Genomic DNA, 20520 nt, shown 5'->3' with positions numbered 1-20520 from the left:
GATTCTAATAGAGCTTCATGTTGGGGGCTTATGATGATGGAGCCATTGAGAAATTCATGAGCAAAATCAAGTTTGAAATAAAAATTATACAACTGTATAAACTCTGCTTTTTATATACTAGCCGCAGTGAATTGAACCTATAGGTCGAAAATGAAAGCAAAGCTTCTCTGTTTTAGCGTCATGTTGGCACTGGCAGGATGTGAACTTGGACAAAATCAAGATGCCATACCGAATCCGAGTCCTGAACAAGAAAAAGCAGCACAACAAGCTTACGAGGCTTTTAAGCAGGCTGATTTTGACCAACTTTATCGCTATTTTGAACCTGAATTAAAAGCCGATTTTATGCAGCATGAAAATGATATGCGTAAATTTGCCAAAACGATTCCTCAGCAGGCCATAACCAATCAAAAAATCGTTTCCAAAAAAATTGAAACGGAAACAGATAAACCCAGTTTATATAAAGTCAGTTATGAGTATGCTTATGGCAATAAAAACCTAGTGCAATATGATGTCGGGTTTGATCAAGCGGGCGGAAGTACTAAAATTCGTGCATTTGATGTGAAGGTCTTTGGGGCTTCAACCAACTAAGCGGATTGTTTTTTTTGCTGCTAAGTAAGTACTTTTAGATCCATAGACTTAGCTGGTTGAGCTAGCGCATGATTTGCTTAGCATTTGCTACGGCTTAACCGCCAATAGCTCAAGACTAAGCAAATTGCCGCAAATGTGGCTAAATAAATCAGTTTAGGGATCACCATTGACGTTGGGACTCCCATTTGATTGAGTTGAATAAACATTTGAATGGCTTGGGTTGAAGGCAAGCTTAAACCCAACAGTTGCATCCATTCCGGCATGGCTGCATGTGGCCATGCTGCTCCTGAGAGCAAAAATAAAGGAATTGAGGTAAAGACAATCACATGCCCGGCACGTTCAGGAATATCCAGATATGATGCCAAAACAAGACTGAGACCGATCACACAGCTTATGTAGATGGGTACGGCAAGCAACATGCCGAAGAAATTGCCACCGCGAGGGTAGTCATAGAGCCAGAAAGTAAAACCAAATAAATAGAAACAACCGAGGCAGCCAATGGTCAAGATGGCTGCAAATAAGCCCCAAAACTCTACGCTTTTAGTTTTCCAGCCCTTATTGCGATATCCTGCTACCAACATGCATAAACCTAAAACAATGGTCTGATGAATGATTAACGGTGCAATCGCTGGGAAAATGTAACTGCCATAACCCGACAGAGTATTGAACAAAGGTATTTGGTGAATCGAAAGAGCAGGGGAAAAATGCGAAATCTGTCCAAACTTTTCCGCGTGTTCAGCCAATGTATTTTCAATTGCTGTGGCGAGTCCTAAGCCAATCTGTTTGGTTCTTAAAAAATAGGCGGCACTCAGGTATAAGCCGACACCGCCCACTTCACCGCGGTGCAGGCTATTGGAGAGATTGTCAGGCAATAATAAAATACCATCTGCGCGTTGCTGCTTGATCATGGCTTCAGCTTCAGCAAAATTGCCTGTTACTGCACGTACCTGAATATTGGGGCTATGACTGGCAGCATTAATAATGCTTGCAGTCAGTACACTTTGCTCTTCATCTACAATGACAATCGGTAAAGCTTCGGCATGTTGTGCTTTATACGCCGTGGGATAAAAAAAGCTATAAAAAAAGACCGAAAGAATCATCGTAGTTAAAATTGAACTATTTTTGGCAATATCGCCAAAGGTCTTCAGATAATAGGATAAAAATAGTTTAAATCTGTGCTTCATACCCGCACCTCAACACGACGCTTTTTGAGTAAAAAGAGGGAGGCTGCATAATAAAACAGGCAGTAAAATGCCAAAATCAAACAGGGCCATAGCGAAAGTTGTACTGGACTACCAATCACCCATTGTTCCGTTTGTAATTTTGCATAAGGGGTATAGGGAATAATATTGGCCCAAAACTGGGTAAAAACAGGGGCATTGTTCAGCGGTAGTGTTACACCGGCAAAGCTTAAGGATGATCCCCCATAAACAGCAATAAAACCAAAGGTTTTTGATAGATTATTGGTAGCAAGCACTACAGTGGCGCTGATACAGGCATAGGCAAAATAAAAGAGAAACTGAGCAACGAGCAATAGGGCTAAATTGCCTGCAATAAACCAGCCGCGAATTTCGATTAACCAGAACATCCATAGCCAGGTCCAGAAACTAAAGATTAAGACATAGGTCAATAATTTACTCAGTAAAGCTGTCCATAAATTAGGCACATCTAACCAGAGCTGTGATGGTTGAAATTGAAATTCTTGTCCAATTGCAAAGGCAACACAACAGCAAAGCAATAAATGTAAAACCGCAGGAATGACAAACGGTTCTAAATAGAATTCGTAGCTTAAACTAGGGTTATACAGCGGAGAAATTTTTACATTGGGCGTTGGAAGTTCTATATAGGGGAGACTATTGGCTAAATAATGTTGCCCCATATAATTAGCCATGCCTTGTAGAGTACTACTGAGCATGGCTGATGAAATAGCATTGCCGACACTGAAATAACTTTGATTGAAGGCAATCGCGATTTCGGCATCTTTGGCATTCACTAGGCGCTGTTCAGCACCTTCTGGAATCAGGACATAACCCCAAATTTTAGTTTCATTGAGCAGTTGCTCAACCTGATGCGTATCTGAGCTTATGCTATAAATGGACAAGCTTTGATTGTGCGTTAAATATTTTTCAATATTCCGACTCAGACTGCTTTGATCTTGATCAATAATGGCAATCGGCAAATGTTCAGGCTTGCCTTGCGCAAACATGCAGCTAAATAACACAATCACCAACAGCGGGGCGAGTGTAACTAAACACAAGTCCCACTTATGGGTCGCTAAATAGCGCAGTTCACGCCAAAAAACTGACCACATCAGGATTGCTCTTTGACTTTAAAGATCACACTCATTCCGACTCTAAGATCGGCAATCGGGCTGATCGGCGTTAAGTGTAATTTGAAACTCCGAATATCATAGCCACCCGTTTGTCGAGTGGTTTTGATTGTGGCAAATTCACCTTCAGCATCAATACTCTCGATTTTAAACTGCGCAGTTTTATTTAAAGCAGGAATGTAACCGTCTAAAGTCTTGGCTTGATAGACTTGAGCATATTGGTCTTCCCGCACATTCAAACTCACCCATTTCTCATCATCCAGAATGATACTCATGACCGGTACACCCATCGCGACCAGTTCAGACACTTTGCTGTAGGTTTTAGAAACCGTACCCTTTACAGGGGAAAATAATTGGGTTTCTGCTTCCAGCGCGTTGGCTTCTGCGACTGCCGCTTTGGCAATTGCAACTTGAGCATCAGCCGTCGTTTTTTGTTCGCTGGTGCTGCCACGTTTGGCACGGGCATATTGCTGGTAGGCTGCTTCAGTTAGTTGACTGGCTGACTGTGCTGCAGCATGCATTTCGTCACGACGTTGGCGAGAGATGACACCTTCTTGATACAGTTTGGCACCCCGTTGATACGTTGTTTCGGCTAAATTTTGTTGGGCTTTCATGGCTTGCCAATTTGCATACAGAGTATCAATATTTTCCTGTTGTGAACCACGATCTGCTGTGGCTTGTAAGGCCAATGCCGATTGTAGGCTGGCCAGTGTTTGTTGCTTTTTCGCATCAATTTCGGGGCTGTACAAACGCACTAAGGGCTGATTTTTTTCGACTTTTTGTCCATCATGGACGTAAATTTCTTCAATGCGGCTCGGAATTTTGGTACTGATATGTAGTGTTTCGGCTTCAACACGACCTTGAATTTCAACCATTTTCGGTTGATAGCTTTGCCATAAGCCAAAGGCAATTAAACCCAGTAATAAGATGATTACCACACTCAGCGCGATTTTAATTTTTGCCGATTTTGAGTTTTGAGCAGGTTCGGGTTTTGGTGTGGATGAGGCATGTGTTTCAGTATTGTTCTGTTGTTGCTCCGTCATATTTTCTGAGGGATTGCTCTGCTCAGCGTGTTGAGACTGTGGTGGCGTTGGCTGCTCTAATGAGGAGGCATTGCTTTCTTGATCAGGTGTTGATTGATCTTGATTCATGTAGGTTCCCCATTAAAGTTAACGAATAAATTGAGTATTGTTTTGATGGACATAGCTTTGGAACTCAGCAATTGAGCCGTGGCTTTGTAATAATGTGGCCAATGACATCACATATTTGAAAGCATTCAACGCCATTTCCGATTTTAATGCACTGATCATATTTTGCGCATCAATCACCTGTGTGGCAGTGCCCATGTCCTCTTTAAATGACAGCATTTGTATACGTAAATTTTCTTGTGCAGCCAACATATTCTGTTGCAGGAGTTGATGACTGTGCTGGGCAGATTCCAGTTCACTATATGATTGATAAATGATATTTTCGATTTCTTGTTTGGTCCGCGCAGTGCTTAGCTCAAGGGCATAGCGTTGTAATTCTGCTGCTTGCACATTTTTTTGTTTATCTATGCCTGAAAATAAATTGTATTGAGCCGCAACCCCGACAATCCAATTTTGATGTTCATCTAAACTATATTCACCAAAGGCAAACAGTGTCGGTTTTTTCGCTGCGGATTCTGCTTGGACTTTGACGCCTGCAAGCTCAGTATCCTTTTGTAGTTTTTGTAGCAGTGACGATTGTTTTGGATAGCTTGCTAACCATTGATCAATCGAATGATTTTTGACTGTATTCACAAACAGCGGAGTCGTAAGTTCCGTAACTTGGCTACGTTGTAATAAATTATTAAGCTGAAATAGGCTGGTACGTAAATTGGCTTGTGCATTTTGCATGAGTCGATCAGCATTGTTTTTTGCCACTTCAAATTGCATGCGTTGCCCTTTGCTGATGAAGCCTTGTTGTTCCAGTTTCAGGGCATTTTGATAATGGGTTTGCATCGCCTTAAAATTTAAACGGCTTGCATTGAATAATTGCTGTTGTAGCTGGGTATTAAAATAGGCCTGAATAATTTCAAAGCGCTGAAGATCTTGTTGCTGTTGATTATTGATGACACTCCGTTCGGACTGAATTTGTGCTATCTGTTTGGCACTCGAGGTTAGTCCACCGGTATAAAGTGGCATAAATACAGATACAGTCGGACGGACCACCTGATCATCTAAATTTATAGTGGCTTCATTAGGAATTAAACCAATCCCGCGATCTATAGCACCACCGACCCGGTCTTTTAATGTGTCCGTAACATCACTGGGGATTCCGCTGTTATTTTGCCATTGATCAATTTGATTATTTACCCCTTGAGTCAGGGTGTTATCGAGATTGTTTTTGAATGAATTTAGGGGTACATCCACTTCATTATGAAAGGCATAAGCACGAACATTCAAATCCACACGTGGCAGACCGAGTCCTTTCACTGCTTCAGCTTGCAATTGTGCCGATTGTTGTAAGGCTTGAGCCGCTTGTGTGCTATAGGACTGCGTCAGCATGCTCTGTTCCGCTTCAGTATAGCTGAGTGGTTGAGCATAACTTGGAGTTAGGTATAACAAACCTATACACAGGCAGATAAAACTCGGGAAAACAGGTTTCATGGTAAGCGTTAATTTTCTTGGTTTTAATTGAAAACGCTGTGGCATTCATCAAACTCGCATGATCGTTATCAGCAATTATACCGATCTTAATTTTATGGGGGTAAACGACCGCGTTTACATTTTAACTTTGACGGACGCTAGACTCGTTATTCTGCAAAGTTATAATACGACAAATTTATACTTTTTAAAAAATGACATAGATAAAAATACAAATGATTCAGTATATTCCAAATCATCAATACAATATTGTAATGCCATCAGCACAGATGAGCATTAATCAGGCATTAGATTTATTTTATCAGCACAATGGCTTTGCTCCGATACTACCCGAACAGGAACCCTGTACAGTCCATGTTTATAATGGCTGTTTATTGGTGCCTTTGCCAAATATTGGGGTCAGGCATCGGTATCTCAAATACCATGACTTACATCATATTTTAACGGGCTATAGTGTGGGCCGAATAGGCGAAGGCGAAGTCAGTGCCTGGGAGTTGGGCACGGGGTCTATGTTTAATCATCCCATACTCGGGGTAATGAATTTAATTGCGCTTTCTACAGGTTTTTTCTTGCAGCCGAAGCGAATGTGGTCTGCCTTTCAGCGTGGTGTGTGGAGTCGGAATTTATATGCGCCATCTACGCGTATCTGGATTGATGTGCATGGCGATACCCAGCTGACCGATTTGCGTAGCCAATATCTCGCAGATTCCTCCATGAAAAAAACTCACTTTATTCGTACCGTAGAGTTTTGTATTTATTTACTTCTGGCTTTTTTGATTCATGCCGTGGTGGTTATTCCAGCGTTAATTGTACGTATAGTCAGCTACTTAGTGGCTGGAGAATCTTTAATAAAAGCCATTCAGCCGAAAAGACGTGGCGATCTTTATTGATGTTTTGACTTTAAATACCCGATAGCATTGAAATATTTTCAGGATAATTTACTGCAAGCCTGAGCAAGATATGATTAAATGCCATCATTTTATTGTGTTTCACCTCTGAAAGGAAAAATCATGCGCGCGTACAATTTCTGTGCTGGTCCTGCTGCATTACCTACTGCCGTTTTAGAAAAAGCTCAACAAGAAATGTTGGATTGGCATGGCAAAGGGTTGTCCATTATGGAAATGAGCCACCGTAGCAAGGACTATGTTGCGGTTGCTGAAAAAGCAGAAGCGGATTTACGCAAGCTTATGAACATTCCTGAAAACTACAAAGTGTTGTTTTTACAGGGTGGGGCATCCTTACAGTTTTCTGCCATTCCATTAAATTTATTGGGTAAAAATAATAAAGCGGACTATATCCATACTGGCATCTGGTCTGAAAAAGCGCTGCAAGAAGCACAGCGTTATGGCGATATTAATGTCATTGAAGCTGGTACCAAAATTGATGGCAAACTTGCCATTACAGCGCAAAGCGAATGGAATTTGTCTGCAGATGCTGGTTATGTACACTATGCGGATAATGAAACGATTGGTGGTTTACAGTTTGCTTCAATTCCAGAAACCGACAAGCCTTTAGTTTGCGATTATTCATCAAGCATTTTATCTGCACCTTTAGATGTGTCGAAGTTTGGTCTCATTTATGCGGGTGCGCAGAAAAATATTGGTCCAGCAGGTTTAACCTTAGTGATTATTCGTGATGATTTACTCGATCAAGCGAAACCTGAAATTCCAAGTTTGCTTAAATATTCTGCTCAAGCGAAAAATGATTCGATGGTGAATACCCCAGCGACTTATGCATGGTACTTGTCTGGTCTCGTGTTTGAATGGTTGCTAGAAAATGGCGGTGTAGACGCGATGCAGCAAGTGAATCTGCAAAAAGCAAAATTACTTTATGGCTATATCGATTCAAGTGATTTTTATGCAAACCCGATTGCAGAAGCCAACCGTTCAATCATGAATGTGCCATTCACTTTAGCCAATGCTGATTTGGAAAAATTATTCTTGAAAGAAGCGGAAGAAAACCATTTATTGAATTTGGCAGGTCACCGTTCAGTGGGCGGTATGCGTGCAAGTATTTATAATGCAGTTCCTTTAGAAGGGGTGCAGGCATTGGTCAACTTTATGGATGACTTTGCCAAACGCAATGGTTAAGCCCTATATGTGAAAAAACCCATCTGAATAAGATGGGTTTTTTTATTTTAACTGTTCAATTACAGAATAAACTGATGCAGAATATAAGCAGATGTCATCATGCCGAAGACAAAAAAAATGCATGACATGGTGTCGAGTTGGTAGCGTTGTTCAAGTTGGGTTTCAACGCGCTGTAAATTTTCTTCTTGTACGATTTTCATAGATATCTCGTTCCGATCTATATTATCGTTAAATCCTATGGCTTGTTCATATTATAAGCATAAAAAATTGATTAAATAAAGTACTAATTGTCATGAATGAAAAAATCCGTCCGATTTTTAATTTAATCTTCGTCGTGATAAATGATAAACGATAGTTTTTATAAATATTATAATAACAAACTGTTTTTACTTATATTTTATTGTCTATCGATATTGAGGGTTAAATAAATTTAAAACTGTGGATAACCGATTATAATTTGAATTTAAAAACACAATTAAAATAAAAAACTGTGGATAAAATATAAGCAATAATATTTGAAGCCGTATTTTTATAACCCTCACAATACAAAAACGGGATGTAAGTCACAGCTTTGTGAGCTTCATCCCGTTTGCATGTGCTTGGGTACAGTGCCAGCTAGTTTTGTGTGTGAATACTCACTTGCACCCAAATGTTGCCGCGAATGTATTGACCAATATTAAAATGTTTATATTGTTCATCTTTCGTAGCAATACGAATTAGCGTTGCTTCCTGATTTTCATCATGAATTAACGTGACGTCATAGAGCGTATATTCTTGTCCCATAAATTGCAGGCTGGTTTTGCCGACGATATTGCCTTGGAACCAAGCTTCATCTTCTTGTCCCATTTTCTCGCCATACAAATAGGCCACCATTTTCGAGAAATCAACGGTTACAGGCGCTTTATCATCCTCACATTTTGGTTCCCAAGCATCAATCTGTTCTTGGAGGTTGGCTGGTGCAATCCCATTATTGGCAGCCAAAATGTCATTTAAAGCACGGTGGTGTTTAATTGACGCAGGGTCATCTACCACCAGTTGCTCATGCTCAGATACGGCTTGAAGCTCATAGGCCCAAGCATTCAGTTGCACTAAATAGGACTGATCTTTTTGATATTGGTCATGATTGACACTGTATAAGCTATCAAACGCATAGACGACACTATTTTCCCCAAGGTTTAATTGCAGCACTGCTTGGGTATTGGATTTGCAGCTAATGATGCGTTCAATAGAGGCTTTAACCTTATACGGGCTCTCAAAACTTGGAAAAGCGGTTTTTACTGCTTTCGGTTTATTATTTTCTACGGCAATTACTTGGCAGAGTTGTACCTGCTCTTTGCTGGGTCCTTGAATGAGCCATACAGAGGCATCCATATCGCACTCGTCACGACAAAGCCCCATTGGCATAATCGGTGCATCGAGTGCCAGACCTAACCATTTGGGAACTTCAGTGGTTGGATTTTCTGTGAGCAAATTCCAATGCTCGATATGGCTGCCGAAGTTTTGATCTTCAATGGTGATCATTTCAGGTCTGTTTTGATTTTTCATAAGCACAATTTTGAATGTTCAGTGGCTTTACTCTATTTAATCGAGGGTTATTTTGATATTTCAAGTCTATCTGAATGAAAACAGGCATAAAAAGTAAATGAATCAAACTGAAGCTCAGTCAGAAGCGTGAGAAATTCAGCTCAGTGAGTTAAAAATCTGGACTTTTATGCAGCTGTATTTCTTTGCTATAAAAATATACTTTTCAAGTATATTTCCGATTTTGCTCCGTGTGAGGCTACGGTTTTTGTTACACTGGGCTGTCCATATTGAATGATGAAGGTGCGTGTGCTGCCATTTAAACTTTGGGTCGATGCGGATGCATTACCAAAAATTTTACGTGAAGTGATTCTACGTGCTTCGGATCGCTATCAACTTGAAGTTACTTTTGTTGCCAATCAAAATGTCGGTATTACACCTTCGGTTCGGATTAATTCCATCCAAGTCATGAGTGGTGCCGATGCGGCCGATCAAGAAATTGTTGATCGCATGCAAGAGAATGACATTGTTATCACGCAAGATATTCCTTTAGCAGCTCAAGTCATTGAAAAAGGCGGTATTGCAATTCATCCACGCGGTGAAATTTATACAACGGCCAATGTTAAAGCTCGACTGCATTTACGTGATTTTATGGACACCTTGCGTGGGGCAGGGGTACAAACAGGTGGACCCCCGCCAATTTCTGAGCGCGATAAGCGTGAGTTTTCTAGTAGTCTGGATCAAACCATTCAGAAACAAAAACGTAAAACCAGCAAATAATTGGATTTCAATATGCCCTCCAAAGCCAATCTTATGTCGACCTATGCCTTATTGGTATTTATTTGGGCGACCACACCCTTGGCGATTGTATGGAGTGTGTCGGATTTGCATTTGTTATGGGCTTTGGTATTGCGGTTTTTTATCGCGCTACCATTGGCGCTGCTGCTGGTTTATGCGCTAAAGGTTAAATTTCCCTTTGATCGTGTCAGCTTACATAGCTATCTGGCAGGGGCATGCAGTTTTATTGGTTCGCAAATTTTCACCTATCTCGCGACCCAATATTTGTCCTCCGGTATGATTGCTTTAATGTTTGGTTTGGCCCCGATTATGGCGGGCTTAATTGGACGATTTGCTTTTCAGCAGCATTTGCATCGTCTGCAATGGTTAGGGATGACGATCTCGGTCACTGGACTGGCCATTATTTGCTTTACGGGTGGGCAACAGCATGTACATCCAGTCGGTATTTTGTTGATGCTGCTGAGTGTGTTTATTTATGCGTTATCGATGTTTTGGGTGAAGAAAGTCAATGCACCACTCAATCCAATCGCACAAGCCTCAGGTTCTATTGTGATCTCTACACTGGTCGCGGTGTGTATTATTCCCTTTATTTGGCAATATGCACCGACGCATATTCCGCAGCTTAAATCACTGTTGGCTTTGTTTTATACGGTAATCATGGCCTCACTGGTTGCGATGTTCTGTTACTTTAAGCTGGTGCAGAACTTACAACCCACAACTATTTCATTAACCACGGTCATGACGCCGATTCTGGCAATGTTAATTGGCGCACTGCTCAATCAGGAAATGCTGTCGTTTATGGTTTTTGTGGGAGCAGCTATTTTATTATTTGGGCTATTTATTTATTTTTATCGGGATTTAAAAGCGAGCCGAGAACTCGCTCTTAAATTGAAATTACAAAAAAATTCATGCAAACCTTAATCTTTAGCCTGTTCGAGATTAACGCATTCTGCTAGTTTGACTCGGTCTTGTGGGTGTAGGGTAATAAAATAGGCGCCTGTACGGAATTTACCTTTGCCTTCATCACGGCTATACACCACTTGCGCTGTTGCTGCGATATGAAAGAAGTTTTCAGGATGACTTAAAGTCACATGAATATAAGTGCCTTCTTGAATTTCGCGATCGCAATAAAAGCTTAATCCACTTTCTGAAAAATTGACCTGTTCCGGTACAGGTAACATGGATTGTACAATTGCATCGTATAAAGAACCGGTAATCAGGTTTAATTTTTGGTTGAATAAGGATAATATTCGAGCAATTTGTTGATCTTTTTCAGTTAATTGTTCTAATTCGTAGTTTAAAGCCAGATCAAATTGATCTAATTCTGCGAGTAGTAGAAAATAGCGGGGCAAGACAAAATTTGGATCGTAAGGATCATTAAGAGCAACATCATCAGAAATAACCTGATAGTTAATTCGCAAGGCAGCATCGATACGTGACATTACGCGACGTTCCGCTGAGGCGCTTTGATGCTGTAAATTTTCCATAATGTATTACCTCGGACTAGATGGTATGTTTAAACCAATCTCGCTGTACATCGGGTTAAGATATACTCGCGCACGGCGTAGCAACCACTTTATTTCTTTTATTGCTCTGGTCTCAATGATCGGTCTCACCTTAGGTGTGGCTGTTCTGATTACAGTTTTATCTGTAATGAATGGCTTTGACCGCGAATTGAAAAACCGTGTACTGGGCATGATACCTCAAGCCACTGTTTCATCAACACAAATTTTAACAGATTGGCCTGAACTTGCAAAAAAAGTTGAGCAGCATGAACATGTTAAAGGTGTTGCGCCGTTTACTCAATTACAAGGCATGATTACCGCGCATGGTCAGGTTTCTGGCCTTATGGTGACAGGTATTGAGCCAGAATACGAGAAAAAAGTCTCGATTATTCAAGACCACATGGTTGAAGGTAACATAGACCAGTTAAAAAAAGGTGAATTCGGGATTGTTTTAGGTAAGCAATTAACGGATGCCTTAGGTCTGGGCTTGAATGATAGTGTGACCTTGGTTTTACCAGAAGCAACGCCATCGCCTGCGGGGGTGGTACCACGCTTTAAAAGGTTTAAGATTGTCGGCATCTTTAGTATTGGGGCAGAAGTCGATTCTATGATGGGTTATATCGCCTTGAATGATGCTTCGACCTTATTACGCCTTCCGGATGGTGCACAGGGCATTCGCTTAAAATTGGATGATATTTTTGCGGCACCACAAGTTAGCAATGATATTGTGCGTGAATTGCCGGGCAATTATTACGCTTCGGATTGGACTTATACCCACGGTAATTTATTTAGTGCCATTCAGATGGAAAAGGCCATGGTGAGCCTGTTGCTCTTCCTGATAGTTTTAGTGGCTGCATTCAACATTGTATCTTCACTGGTAATGGTGGTAACGGATAAGAAAGCAGATATTGCAATTTTACGGACTTTGGGTGCTTCGCCTGCCACTATTACCAAAATCTTTATGGTGCAAGGTACAGTCATTGGTGTTGTTGGCACGCTTGCGGGTGCCGTACTGGGTATTGTGTTTGCAACAGGCATTAGTGGCTTTATTGATTGGGTCAACACAGCATTAGGTCTGCATTTATTTGATGCGTATTTTATTAACTATTTACCTTCATATTTGCGATGGCAAGATGTGGTGATTATTGTCAGCTTGTCTTTAATTTTGAGTTTCTTGGCGACCATTTATCCAGCCTTACGTGCGGCAAAAATTCAACCAGCGGAGGCTTTACGTTATGAGTAATGTGGTATTAGAAGCCAAAAATGTCGTGAAACATTTTACCGATGGAAAATCTACGGTTGAAGTGATTAAAGGACTGTCCCTGAAAGTGCATGCAGGAGAGTTTATTTCGATTGTCGGCTCAAGTGGCTCAGGCAAAAGTACTTTACTGCATGTCTTGGGCGGATTGGACCGACCAACCGAAGGGCAGGTTTGGCTGAATGGTCAGCGTTTCGATCATATGGGTGAAGCTGAACGCGGTTATTTACGTAATCAGCATTTAGGTTTTGTCTATCAGTTCCATCATTTGTTGCCTGAGTTTAGTGCATTGGAAAATGTTGCTATGCCTTTGATGTTGCGTGCAGGCACGAATTATAAAGAAGTTAAAGAGCAAGCCGAATATCTACTCAATCGTGTCGGTCTGTCTCATCGTTTAACCCATAAGCCGGGTGAATTGTCGGGTGGTGAGCGTCAGCGTGTTGCTCTTGCTCGTGCTTTGGTGGCTAAACCTGCGTTAATGATGGCCGATGAACCAACCGGTAATTTAGATCGTCAAACAGCAGTGAAAATTTTTGAATTGTTGAGTGATTTAAGGCAGGAATTCAATATGGCAATGCTGATTGTGACGCATGATGAGCAATTGGCTCGGGCTGCGGATTCGGTCTTACATATGCAAGATGGAATCTGGGTTGAGGCTTGATTTATTGGAATAATCGTCTTTAACTTGAAGCCCACTACGGTGGGCTTTATCATGTGCATCTTATATAAAAAAATCATGAAAATAATAAATGTATATTGCACTGATCGCATGGATTTTAGGTACAGCAGCGATAGGAAAAGACTGGGCTTTAACGGACTCGAGTTGTGTCATCTTCGGAGTATGTACGGTCTTTTGCTATGCTTTTAAATACAAATATTCTCGATTTCGACCACAGCTTACACATTTTGCTTCGGTTTTATTTCTAAGTCTGTTTAGCTTTAATTGGGCTTATTTACATGCCAATGATGCCCTACATCAGAGAATGGCGCTGCGCGAGTTGATGCCCAAACAGACTGAAGTCGTGGTCTATGTTCATTCTTTGAATCAGATTCAACCTCATCGTATACAACAACCGATCGTCGTACTAAATAATCGAAAGCAACCTGTGCAATGGTTAGCTTATCTTTCTTCTAAAGACCAACATCCACTGGAACTGGGGCAATATTATCGATTGCGTGGGCAAATTCTGCCTGCACATAGCTATGCGATGGAAGGTGTTTTTGACCAAGAAAAATGGTTCTTGCAACGCAACCTGATGTCGGCTTTTCAAGTGCAAGCGGTACAGCGGTTGACCAAGCAGCAAGTGGAATTATTGGGGCAACAGGCTTTTGTTAAAGCGCAACAGCGATGGTATGCCCAATTCTTTTTAGCGATTGAACAGCAGAGATTAAATTTACGCAATATTTTACATCAAGCAAAGCTGCAAAATTCGGGACTATTATTGGCGTTATTGACCGGCGATGAAAGTTTATTGACCCCTGATGTTGAGCATTTGTTTCAAGGTCTCGGCTTGAGTCATTTATTGGCTATTTCTGGGCCACATGTCTTGATCTTTGCTTTGATGCTGTGTTGGGCTTTACATCACGTCATCGTCCGTTTTATGCCAATATGGTATTTGCGAGTTCCTAAACCTTATTTATTAATCCTTCCTTTCTGTTTCGGGGTGTTCTTATATACGGCTTTGGTCGGATTTGAAATTCCAGCGCTAAGAACATTACTAAGCAGTATCCTTATTGCGTTATTTGTTTTGTTCCAGTTGCCTTTAAGACCTGTGCAGGTCTTGCTGCTGAGTGCGGCACTATTACTGTACTTCGATCCATTTAGTATTTTATCGGCCGCGTTTTGGTTGTCCTATGGCTCATGTTTAATCTTGTTCAGAATTTACCAGACTCTACAGCAGCACCCTGCACAAGCTGTACCATCAGGTTATGGGCAGTTCAAACAAAAGTTGGCATTGCTCTTTGAATCACAATGGAAAATTTTTATTGCTCTATCGCCACTGATGTTGATCTTTTTTCAGAAAATTGTCTGGATTGCACCATTGAGTAATCTGATCGCCTTACCGTGGGTGAGCATTTTGGTGGTACCTTTAAGTATCGTGGCGGCTTTGTGTCTATGGCTAAGTCCTGCATTCGGACTTTTACTGTTCAAGCTAAATGATATCAGCCTGTCTGGCTTAATAAGTTTATTACAGATGTTAGAACTTTTATTTGGTTCTAGCGCACAGAATGTAGCTATAAGTTGGATTGGTGTCTTGGGTTTAATCGTGGGATTAATCATCTTGTTTCTACCACGCGGAGTCATTCCTAAAACTTGGGGGATTGTGTGCTTTTTGCCGATCTTTATGTTGGATCAATCGCAGCAACCTTTTGAGCTACAGGTCTTAGATGTTGGACAAGGGCAAGCCATTTTTGTACAGCAAGGTGATCAGCAGATGATGATTGATATGGGGGGAAATTATGATGAAGATAAATTCAGTGTAGGTCGGCAATTAATTCTGCCATTTTTAAATCACAAGGGAATTAAGCATTTAGATCAACTGATCTTGACTCATTTAGATCAGGACCATAGCGGTGGCTATATGTCTTTGCAATCGCTGTTACCTATTCAATCCATTTACAGCAATCAACAGGTGCAAGTCCCGCCTGCATCACAGTTTGACTATTGTCATATAGGACAAGTGTGGCAATGGGAGGGGGTGAAAATTGAGGTGCTTTCTCCACGGCCAGCACAATTATCCCAAGTTGCGATAAATCAGAATGAGTATTCTTGCGTGGTCTACATTCAAGTTGCTAATGCGTATCCTTATGCCAATTTTTTAATTATGGGCGATGCGGGTTGGGAAACTGAATATCGCTTGTTGAAGGATTATCCAACTTTAAAAGTGGATGTTTTGGTTCTTGGACATCATGGCAGCAAACACAGCTCCGCTTATGACTTCCTCAAGCGACTGAACCCTAAACTTACTATTGCTTCCGCTGGCTTCAACAATCGTTATGGGCATCCAAGTCTATACACTCAACGTCGTTTAAAAGCATTAAACATCCCGTTATTTTCAACAGCCAATCATGGCAGCGTACAATTTATTCAAGCCAAAGATGGCCGGATGCAATTACATTTGTATCGAGAGCAGTTGAGTTGGCTCAGACATGTGCCTGTTGCTGACGGATCTTAGTAACCAACTGCATGGCTTGATCATGTGGAAGACTATATAAACCGCGTAATTCCGGATTGGCTTTAAAACGTTTATAGCTCCAGTGATAATGCTCTGGAAAACGTTGAATCAGCGTTTCAATCGCTTGATGAATCACCAAAGTCCCATCATTGGCTGTCCCTTGATAAACTTCGTCAGACATTGGCTCAATATACATATCAAAACCATGCTGTTCATTACGAATGGCATAAAGAAATAGGGCTTTAGCTTTAGTTTTTTGAATTAATTTCGCACTGAGATTACTGGATTCTAAGGGTAAGCCAAACAAGGGAACCAACTCACCACCGACATTGGGCGTATGGTCAGGGAGAATAACCGTTGTTCCCCCTTGTTTGAGGGCTTTAAAAATTTGCCGTACACCCGATTCATCGGTTGGAACCAAGTTAGCCTGTTCACGGCTACGTGCACTACGAACAAAATTATCAGCCGCAGGGTTTTTTACCGGCTTATAGAGAATGGTCATTTGGGTGAACTGCGCCACCCAGGCATTCATGACTTCCCAAGTCCCAAAATGTGGAACAATCAGGACCATGCCTTTTTGCTCTGCGAGGGCATCATGTAAATATTGTTCGCCAGTAATAGAGTGAATCCGCGAAATATTTTTCTGATTTTCTGAACCCCAAATACTAAAAAATTCAAAATAAGAGGTCAGTTCATTACGAATGGCTTGGCGGGTAATGGTTTCCCGTTGAGTAGCGTTTAATTCAGGTAAAGCAATTTCAAGATTTAGACGGATTGTTTGTGAAGTTTTAGAGATTTTTAATAGGTTCACTAATCCAGCCAGTGAACGGGCAATTAACCGAGAAATTTGAATGGGTTGTCGACTTGCAAAATGGAGTAAGCGATCAGTCGTTGTTTTAGAAGTTTTATCAGTCATTGCCTAATGGATGTGGATATAAGAAATATAAAACAGCGATTATTATAGGCGAAAACACGGTGATTAAACAGTTTATTGCGATTCCATGTATATAATGAGGGTAATTTTATTCATTATTGGATCTTCCTATATGTCCGATTGGCCACCAAAACCACAAAACGAAAGTCAACCTGCACAACAAAACTTAGAAAAGCATACTGGCAAAGAATGGCAAATTCTTGAAAAAGCGGTATTGGCTTCTGTAGAAGAACAGCGCCGTGCACGTCGTTGGAGTATTTTTTTCAAACTGCTTACTTTTGCTTATATTTTATTTATTTTGGTTGCTTTGGGGAAAGGTTGTAGTACCACCACAACAGATGTCAGCACAACTTCAGGCTCGCATATTGCCGTCGTTGATATTATCGGGACAATTGCAGCGGACAAACAAAGTGTCAACAGTCAAGACACCATTAAGTCGTTAAAGAAAGCATTTGAGAATCACAGCAGTAAGGCAGTCGTGTTGAATATCAACTCACCAGGCGGCTCACCGGTCCAGTCAGATGAAATTTGGCAAGAAATTCAATATTTAAAGCAACAACATAAAGATAAAAAACTCTATGCCATTATTGGTGACACCGGGGCTTCAGGCGCTTACTACATTGCTTCGGCAGCCGACGAAATTATTGTCAATCCTTCTAGTTTGGTGGGATCTATTGGGGTCATTATGCCAAATTACGGTGTGAACGGATTGATGCAAAAACTAGGGGTAGAAGACCGCACCATGACGTCAGGTGAAAATAAAGCCATCTTGTCCATGACTCAACCAGTAGATGTCGCGCAAAAAGCACATGTTCAGGCTGTTTTGGATAATGTACATGATCATTTTATTCAAGCTGTGAAACAAGGTCGGGGTAATAAACTTAAATCACAAGATCCTGCAATTTTCTCTGGTTTGTTCTGGACAGGAGAGCAGGCTGTAAAATTAGGAATTGCTGACCGTACAGGTAGCCTAAATAGCTTGAAACGTGAATTGAAACTCGATAAAACAGTGGACTATACCATTCAATATAATCCATTGGATTCTGTTTTAGGACGTATGGGTAGCTCAATCGGACAAGGTTTTGCTACTTCGCTTAAAGAACAGGTTCAAGCAGAGCAAACGACCCAATTACAATGAAACCATTAATCCACTTTGCGCATGCCAATGGCGTGCCATCCAAAGTTTATGAAAAACTCTTTCATTTACTCCGGGATGATTACGATATAGTGTATGTTCCAGTCATTGGAACCGACCAACGCTATCCTGTGACCAATCATTGGCCACGCTTGGTGGATCAAGTGACCGACAGTATTGTACGTCAAGCACACGGACGACCTGTGATTGGACTGGGGCACTCCTTAGGCTCCGTCTTGACCATGATGACAGCTTATAAACGGCCTGAATTATTCCAGCAAGTGATTATGCTAGATCCTCCTTTAATTATGGGGAAAGCTTCTTTACTATTTCATGCTGCGAAAATGGTTCACCCGAAACTTGTGGATCGTATGACCCCCGCAGGTCTGAGTAAACGTCGCCGTGATCATTGGGAATCGCGTGAACAGGCTGGTGAAATGTTGAGACCGAAAGGGCTGTATCAGCAGTTTGATCCCGAGTGTTTTCAAGCGTATTTAGATCATGCCTTAACTGAAGATGCAGAACGCGGTGGGGTAACCTTGACCATTCCGAAAGCTGCCGAAGTTGCTATTTTCCGCAATATGCCATCTTGGTGGTGGTTACCGATGCAGCAGCCAAAAGTGCCGATACACTTGTTGGTCGGCGATCAGAGTGAGTTCTTAAAACACGGTTTTCCACAAATTGCCAAGAAAAAAGTGGGCATTCCATTTAGTGTAGCTGAGGGCGGACATATGTTCCCGTTGGAACGTCCTGAAGCTACGGTAGAATTAATTAAGCAGCTGATTCAGCAATAAAAATACAATAAAAAATGCATCCGAGGATGCATTTTTTTATATCTGAATTTAGTGGATCACAGTTGGCAAAACTGGATCGGAGCCTGTAACGGTTGATTCCGATAGAACACTGTATTGGCATCTTGGTATTGCAATACACCAGTACAAATCCATTCCACGACTTGAGGGTAAATCAAATGCTCAAGGACATGTACGCGTTGTGCCAGAGTGTCGGCAATTTCATCGCGCCCAACTTTTAATACACCTTGAACCAGTGATTGACCTGCATCTAGTTCGGCAGTGACATAATGTACGGTACAGCCGTGATAGACATCACCCGTATTCAGCACACGTTGATGGGTATGCATGCCTTTGTAATGTGGCAATAAAGAAGGATGAATGTTTAACATTTTACCTTCCCAAGCACGTACAAACTGAGCACTGAGAATACGCATGAAACCAGCCAAGACCACCAAATCAATATCCCATGCCAATAATTGTTGATGCATGGCATCATCAAAAGATTCGCGTGTCGGATACTGTTTGTGCTCAATCAAGGCAGTTTGAATGCCAGCTTGACGCGCACGCTCGAGTGCGTACGCTTCAGGTTTATTGCAGATAACTCCAACAATTTCACCTGATAGACGGGCGTCTATCAGGGCTTGTAAGTTACTGCCACTGCCTGAAACAAGGACAGCAATTTTCATTATGCAAAGATTACGCGAATTTTCTCGTCAGCGCCTTCAACAGATTCTGCGTTGTCAACGATATGACCCATCGCCCATGCCTTTTCACCTTGCTCGGTTAAAAGCGCGATAGTTTTTTCTGCATCTGCAGGATCTACGGCAATGACCATACCAACGCCACAGTTAAAGGTGCGGTACATTTCAAACTGTTCAACACCGCCTTCTTTTTGAAGAAGTTTGAACAATTCTGGCCATTCCCAAGAAGATTCATTAATAATGGCTTGCGCACCGTTTGGAAGTACACGAGGTAAATTACCCGGTAAACCACCACCTGTGATGTGTGCCATTGCATGGACATCCACTTGTTTGCAAAGCTCAAGAATCGGTTTTACATAAATACGTGTTGGTTCCATTGCAGTATCAGCAAGTGGGCGACCATCTACGATTTGAGTAAGATCTACGTTTTTCACATCTAAGATTTTGCGAAGTAAAGAGTAACCATTTGAATGTGCGCCGCTTGATGCAACACCAATCAAGACATCACCCGCTTGCACTTTAGAGCCATCAATGATTTTGCTTTGCTCAACTACACCTACGCAGAAACCTGCAAGATCGTAATCTTCGCCTTCATACATGCCAGGCATTTCAGCAGTTTCGCCGCCGACTAATGCACAACCTGCAAGCTCACAGCCTTTACCAATACCTGTAACAACGTCAGCAGCAACATCAACATTTAAGTGACCTGTTGCATAGTAATCAAGGAAGAATAAAGGTTCTGCACCACACACCAGAAGGTCGTTTACACACATTGCAACTAAGTCTTGACCAATGGTGTCATGACGGTTTAAGTTCAATGCTAAACGTAATTTTGTACCAACACCATCTGTGCCAGACACAAGAACAGGCTCTTCATAGCCTTTCGGAATTTTACATAGTGCGCCAAAGCCACCTAATCCGCCCATCACTTCAGGACGAGTTGTGCGCTTAGCGACAGATTTGATTCGATCGACAAGTGCGTCGCCCGCTTCAATATCGACACCTGCATCTTTATAGCTTAAACCAGTGTTTGGGGTAGAAGTTGAGTTGCTCATAGTGAAGTC

Annotated in this window: 20 protein-coding genes; 10 read left to right on the top strand and 10 right to left on the bottom strand. The window is 41.5% G+C overall.

Annotated elements, in window-relative coordinates:
• Positions 1–150: 150 nt before the first annotated feature.
• Positions 151–588 carry a DUF3887 domain-containing protein gene (locus AC6CHI_RS04530; protein WP_458891359.1) on the top strand — a complete coding sequence of 146 codons (438 nt, stop codon included), beginning with the start codon at positions 151–153 and terminating at the stop codon, positions 586–588.
• Between the two features lie 77 nt (positions 589–665).
• On the opposite strand, the gene AC6CHI_RS04525 is transcribed toward AC6CHI_RS04530, so the two are convergent.
• From AC6CHI_RS04525 to AC6CHI_RS04510, 4 genes are all read right to left on the bottom strand, one after another.
• Positions 666–1772, bottom strand: a complete 1107-nt coding sequence (locus AC6CHI_RS04525; protein ID WP_498119671.1) for an ABC transporter permease — start codon at positions 1770–1772, stop codon at positions 666–668.
• Complete coding sequence (locus AC6CHI_RS04520; protein ID WP_498119669.1) at positions 1769–2899, bottom strand: ABC transporter permease; 1131 nt, start codon at positions 2897–2899, stop codon at positions 1769–1771. The genes AC6CHI_RS04525 and AC6CHI_RS04520 overlap by 4 nt, the downstream gene beginning before the upstream one ends.
• Positions 2899–3960, bottom strand: coding sequence for an HlyD family secretion protein (locus AC6CHI_RS04515; RefSeq protein ID WP_498120051.1), 1062 nt, complete (start codon positions 3958–3960; stop codon positions 2899–2901). Before AC6CHI_RS04515 ends, AC6CHI_RS04520 begins: the two co-directional genes overlap by 1 nt.
• 126 nt (positions 3961–4086) lie before the next feature.
• Positions 4087–5547 (bottom strand): TolC family protein, encoded by a 1461-nt coding sequence (locus AC6CHI_RS04510; protein ID WP_498120049.1) that lies wholly within the window; start codon positions 5545–5547, stop codon positions 4087–4089.
• Positions 5548–5759: 212 nt separating this feature from the next.
• Between AC6CHI_RS04510 and AC6CHI_RS04505 the strand changes: the two genes are divergently transcribed.
• Positions 5760–6434, top strand: a complete 675-nt coding sequence (locus AC6CHI_RS04505) for a hypothetical protein (RefSeq protein WP_498119668.1) — start codon at positions 5760–5762, stop codon at positions 6432–6434.
• 120 nt (positions 6435–6554) lie between these two features.
• Positions 6555–7634: a 3-phosphoserine/phosphohydroxythreonine transaminase gene (gene serC, locus AC6CHI_RS04500; protein ID WP_498119666.1), complete on the top strand. Its 1080-nt coding sequence runs from the start codon at positions 6555–6557 to the stop codon at positions 7632–7634.
• A 59-nt stretch (positions 7635–7693) separates the two neighbouring features.
• Here serC and AC6CHI_RS04495 read toward each other — a convergent pair whose 3' ends face one another.
• Both AC6CHI_RS04495 and AC6CHI_RS04490 read right to left on the bottom strand, forming a co-directional pair.
• Complete coding sequence (locus AC6CHI_RS04495) at positions 7694–7834, bottom strand: hypothetical protein (RefSeq protein ID WP_498119664.1); 141 nt, start codon at positions 7832–7834, stop codon at positions 7694–7696.
• Between the two features lie 415 nt (positions 7835–8249).
• Positions 8250–9179, bottom strand: a complete 930-nt coding sequence (locus tag AC6CHI_RS04490; RefSeq protein WP_498119662.1) for a hypothetical protein — start codon at positions 9177–9179, stop codon at positions 8250–8252.
• A 270-nt stretch (positions 9180–9449) separates the two neighbouring features.
• Between AC6CHI_RS04490 and AC6CHI_RS04485 the strand changes: the two genes are divergently transcribed.
• Both AC6CHI_RS04485 and AC6CHI_RS04480 read left to right on the top strand, forming a co-directional pair.
• Positions 9450–9935, top strand: a complete 486-nt coding sequence (locus tag AC6CHI_RS04485; RefSeq protein WP_458891366.1) for a YaiI/YqxD family protein — start codon at positions 9450–9452, stop codon at positions 9933–9935.
• A gap of 12 nt (positions 9936–9947) precedes the next feature.
• On the top strand, positions 9948–10874 hold the full coding sequence (locus AC6CHI_RS04480; RefSeq protein ID WP_498119660.1) for a DMT family transporter: 927 nt from the start codon (positions 9948–9950) through the stop codon (positions 10872–10874).
• Here the strand turns inward: AC6CHI_RS04480 and AC6CHI_RS04475 are convergent.
• Positions 10871–11440: a PilZ domain-containing protein gene (locus tag AC6CHI_RS04475; protein WP_458891368.1), complete on the bottom strand. Its 570-nt coding sequence runs from the start codon at positions 11438–11440 to the stop codon at positions 10871–10873. The two genes, AC6CHI_RS04480 and AC6CHI_RS04475, sit on opposite strands and share 4 nt — an antisense overlap.
• A gap of 25 nt (positions 11441–11465) precedes the next feature.
• Here AC6CHI_RS04475 and AC6CHI_RS04470 point away from each other — a divergent pair, with 25 nt between their 5' ends.
• From AC6CHI_RS04470 to AC6CHI_RS04460, 3 genes are all read left to right on the top strand, one after another.
• A complete protein-coding gene (locus tag AC6CHI_RS04470; protein WP_498119658.1) occupies positions 11466–12701 on the top strand; it encodes a lipoprotein-releasing ABC transporter permease subunit in 1236 nt (411 codons plus the stop codon).
• Entirely contained in the window at positions 12694–13377 is a 684-nt protein-coding gene (lolD, locus tag AC6CHI_RS04465) for a lipoprotein-releasing ABC transporter ATP-binding protein LolD (protein WP_498119656.1), read from the top strand. Before AC6CHI_RS04470 ends, lolD begins: the two co-directional genes overlap by 8 nt.
• 88 nt (positions 13378–13465) lie before the next feature.
• Positions 13466–15892, top strand: a complete 2427-nt coding sequence (locus tag AC6CHI_RS04460; RefSeq protein ID WP_498119654.1) for a DNA internalization-related competence protein ComEC/Rec2 — start codon at positions 13466–13468, stop codon at positions 15890–15892.
• Here AC6CHI_RS04460 and AC6CHI_RS04455 read toward each other — a convergent pair.
• A complete protein-coding gene (locus AC6CHI_RS04455; RefSeq protein WP_498119652.1) occupies positions 15861–16808 on the bottom strand; it encodes a lysophospholipid acyltransferase family protein in 948 nt (315 codons plus the stop codon). The genes AC6CHI_RS04460 and AC6CHI_RS04455 overlap by 32 nt on opposite strands.
• Positions 16809–16938: 130 nt before the next feature.
• On the opposite strand from AC6CHI_RS04455, the gene sppA reads away from it, so the two are divergent.
• Complete coding sequence (sppA, locus tag AC6CHI_RS04450) at positions 16939–17964, top strand: signal peptide peptidase SppA (protein WP_498119650.1); 1026 nt, start codon at positions 16939–16941, stop codon at positions 17962–17964.
• Positions 17955–18755 carry an alpha/beta fold hydrolase gene (locus AC6CHI_RS04445; RefSeq protein WP_498120047.1) on the top strand — a complete coding sequence of 267 codons (801 nt, stop codon included), beginning with the start codon at positions 17955–17957 and terminating at the stop codon, positions 18753–18755. The genes sppA and AC6CHI_RS04445 overlap by 10 nt, the downstream gene beginning before the upstream one ends.
• Positions 18756–18811: 56 nt before the next feature.
• Here the strand turns inward: AC6CHI_RS04445 and purN are convergent, their stop codons facing one another.
• Complete coding sequence (gene purN, locus AC6CHI_RS04440) at positions 18812–19444, bottom strand: phosphoribosylglycinamide formyltransferase (RefSeq protein WP_498120046.1); 633 nt, start codon at positions 19442–19444, stop codon at positions 18812–18814.
• On the bottom strand, positions 19441–20511 hold the full coding sequence (gene purM, locus AC6CHI_RS04435) for a phosphoribosylformylglycinamidine cyclo-ligase (RefSeq protein WP_498119648.1): 1071 nt from the start codon (positions 20509–20511) through the stop codon (positions 19441–19443). The genes purN and purM overlap by 4 nt, the downstream gene beginning before the upstream one ends.
• Between the last annotated feature and the right edge of the window lie 9 nt (positions 20512–20520).

The sequence above is a fragment of the Acinetobacter sp. GQ146 genome (assembly GCF_059758585.1).
The sequence above is the reverse complement of the archived record's forward strand: the minus strand, read 5'-3'. Positions and strand labels throughout refer to the sequence as shown.

Bases quoted from the DNA above. Each gene is read 5' to 3' on its own strand.
- serC (WP_498119666.1), top strand. From the start codon at position 6,555: ATGCGCGCGTACAATTTCTGTGCTGGTCCTGCTGCATTACCTACTGCC.
- AC6CHI_RS04485 (WP_458891366.1), top strand. From the start codon at position 9,450: ATGATGAAGGTGCGTGTGCTGCCATTTAAACTTTGGGTCGATGCGGAT.
- AC6CHI_RS04515 (WP_498120051.1), bottom strand. From the start codon at position 3,960: ATGACGGAGCAACAACAGAACAATACTGAAACACATGCCTCATCCACA.
- AC6CHI_RS04460 (WP_498119654.1), top strand. From the start codon at position 13,466: ATGTATATTGCACTGATCGCATGGATTTTAGGTACAGCAGCGATAGGA.
- sppA (WP_498119650.1), top strand. From the start codon at position 16,939: ATGTCCGATTGGCCACCAAAACCACAAAACGAAAGTCAACCTGCACAA.
- AC6CHI_RS04530 (WP_458891359.1), top strand. From the start codon at position 151: ATGAAAGCAAAGCTTCTCTGTTTTAGCGTCATGTTGGCACTGGCAGGA.
- AC6CHI_RS04455 (WP_498119652.1), bottom strand. From the start codon at position 16,808: ATGACTGATAAAACTTCTAAAACAACGACTGATCGCTTACTCCATTTT.
- AC6CHI_RS04525 (WP_498119671.1), bottom strand. From the start codon at position 1,772: ATGAAGCACAGATTTAAACTATTTTTATCCTATTATCTGAAGACCTTT.
- AC6CHI_RS04520 (WP_498119669.1), bottom strand. From the start codon at position 2,899: ATGTGGTCAGTTTTTTGGCGTGAACTGCGCTATTTAGCGACCCATAAG.
- purM (WP_498119648.1), bottom strand. From the start codon at position 20,511: ATGAGCAACTCAACTTCTACCCCAAACACTGGTTTAAGCTATAAAGAT.
- AC6CHI_RS04470 (WP_498119658.1), top strand. From the start codon at position 11,466: ATGTTTAAACCAATCTCGCTGTACATCGGGTTAAGATATACTCGCGCA.
- AC6CHI_RS04480 (WP_498119660.1), top strand. From the start codon at position 9,948: ATGCCCTCCAAAGCCAATCTTATGTCGACCTATGCCTTATTGGTATTT.
- AC6CHI_RS04475 (WP_458891368.1), bottom strand. From the start codon at position 11,440: ATGGAAAATTTACAGCATCAAAGCGCCTCAGCGGAACGTCGCGTAATG.
- AC6CHI_RS04490 (WP_498119662.1), bottom strand. From the start codon at position 9,179: ATGAAAAATCAAAACAGACCTGAAATGATCACCATTGAAGATCAAAAC.
- lolD (WP_498119656.1), top strand. From the start codon at position 12,694: ATGAGTAATGTGGTATTAGAAGCCAAAAATGTCGTGAAACATTTTACC.
- AC6CHI_RS04510 (WP_498120049.1), bottom strand. From the start codon at position 5,547: ATGAAACCTGTTTTCCCGAGTTTTATCTGCCTGTGTATAGGTTTGTTA.
- AC6CHI_RS04505 (WP_498119668.1), top strand. From the start codon at position 5,760: ATGATTCAGTATATTCCAAATCATCAATACAATATTGTAATGCCATCA.
- AC6CHI_RS04495 (WP_498119664.1), bottom strand. From the start codon at position 7,834: ATGAAAATCGTACAAGAAGAAAATTTACAGCGCGTTGAAACCCAACTT.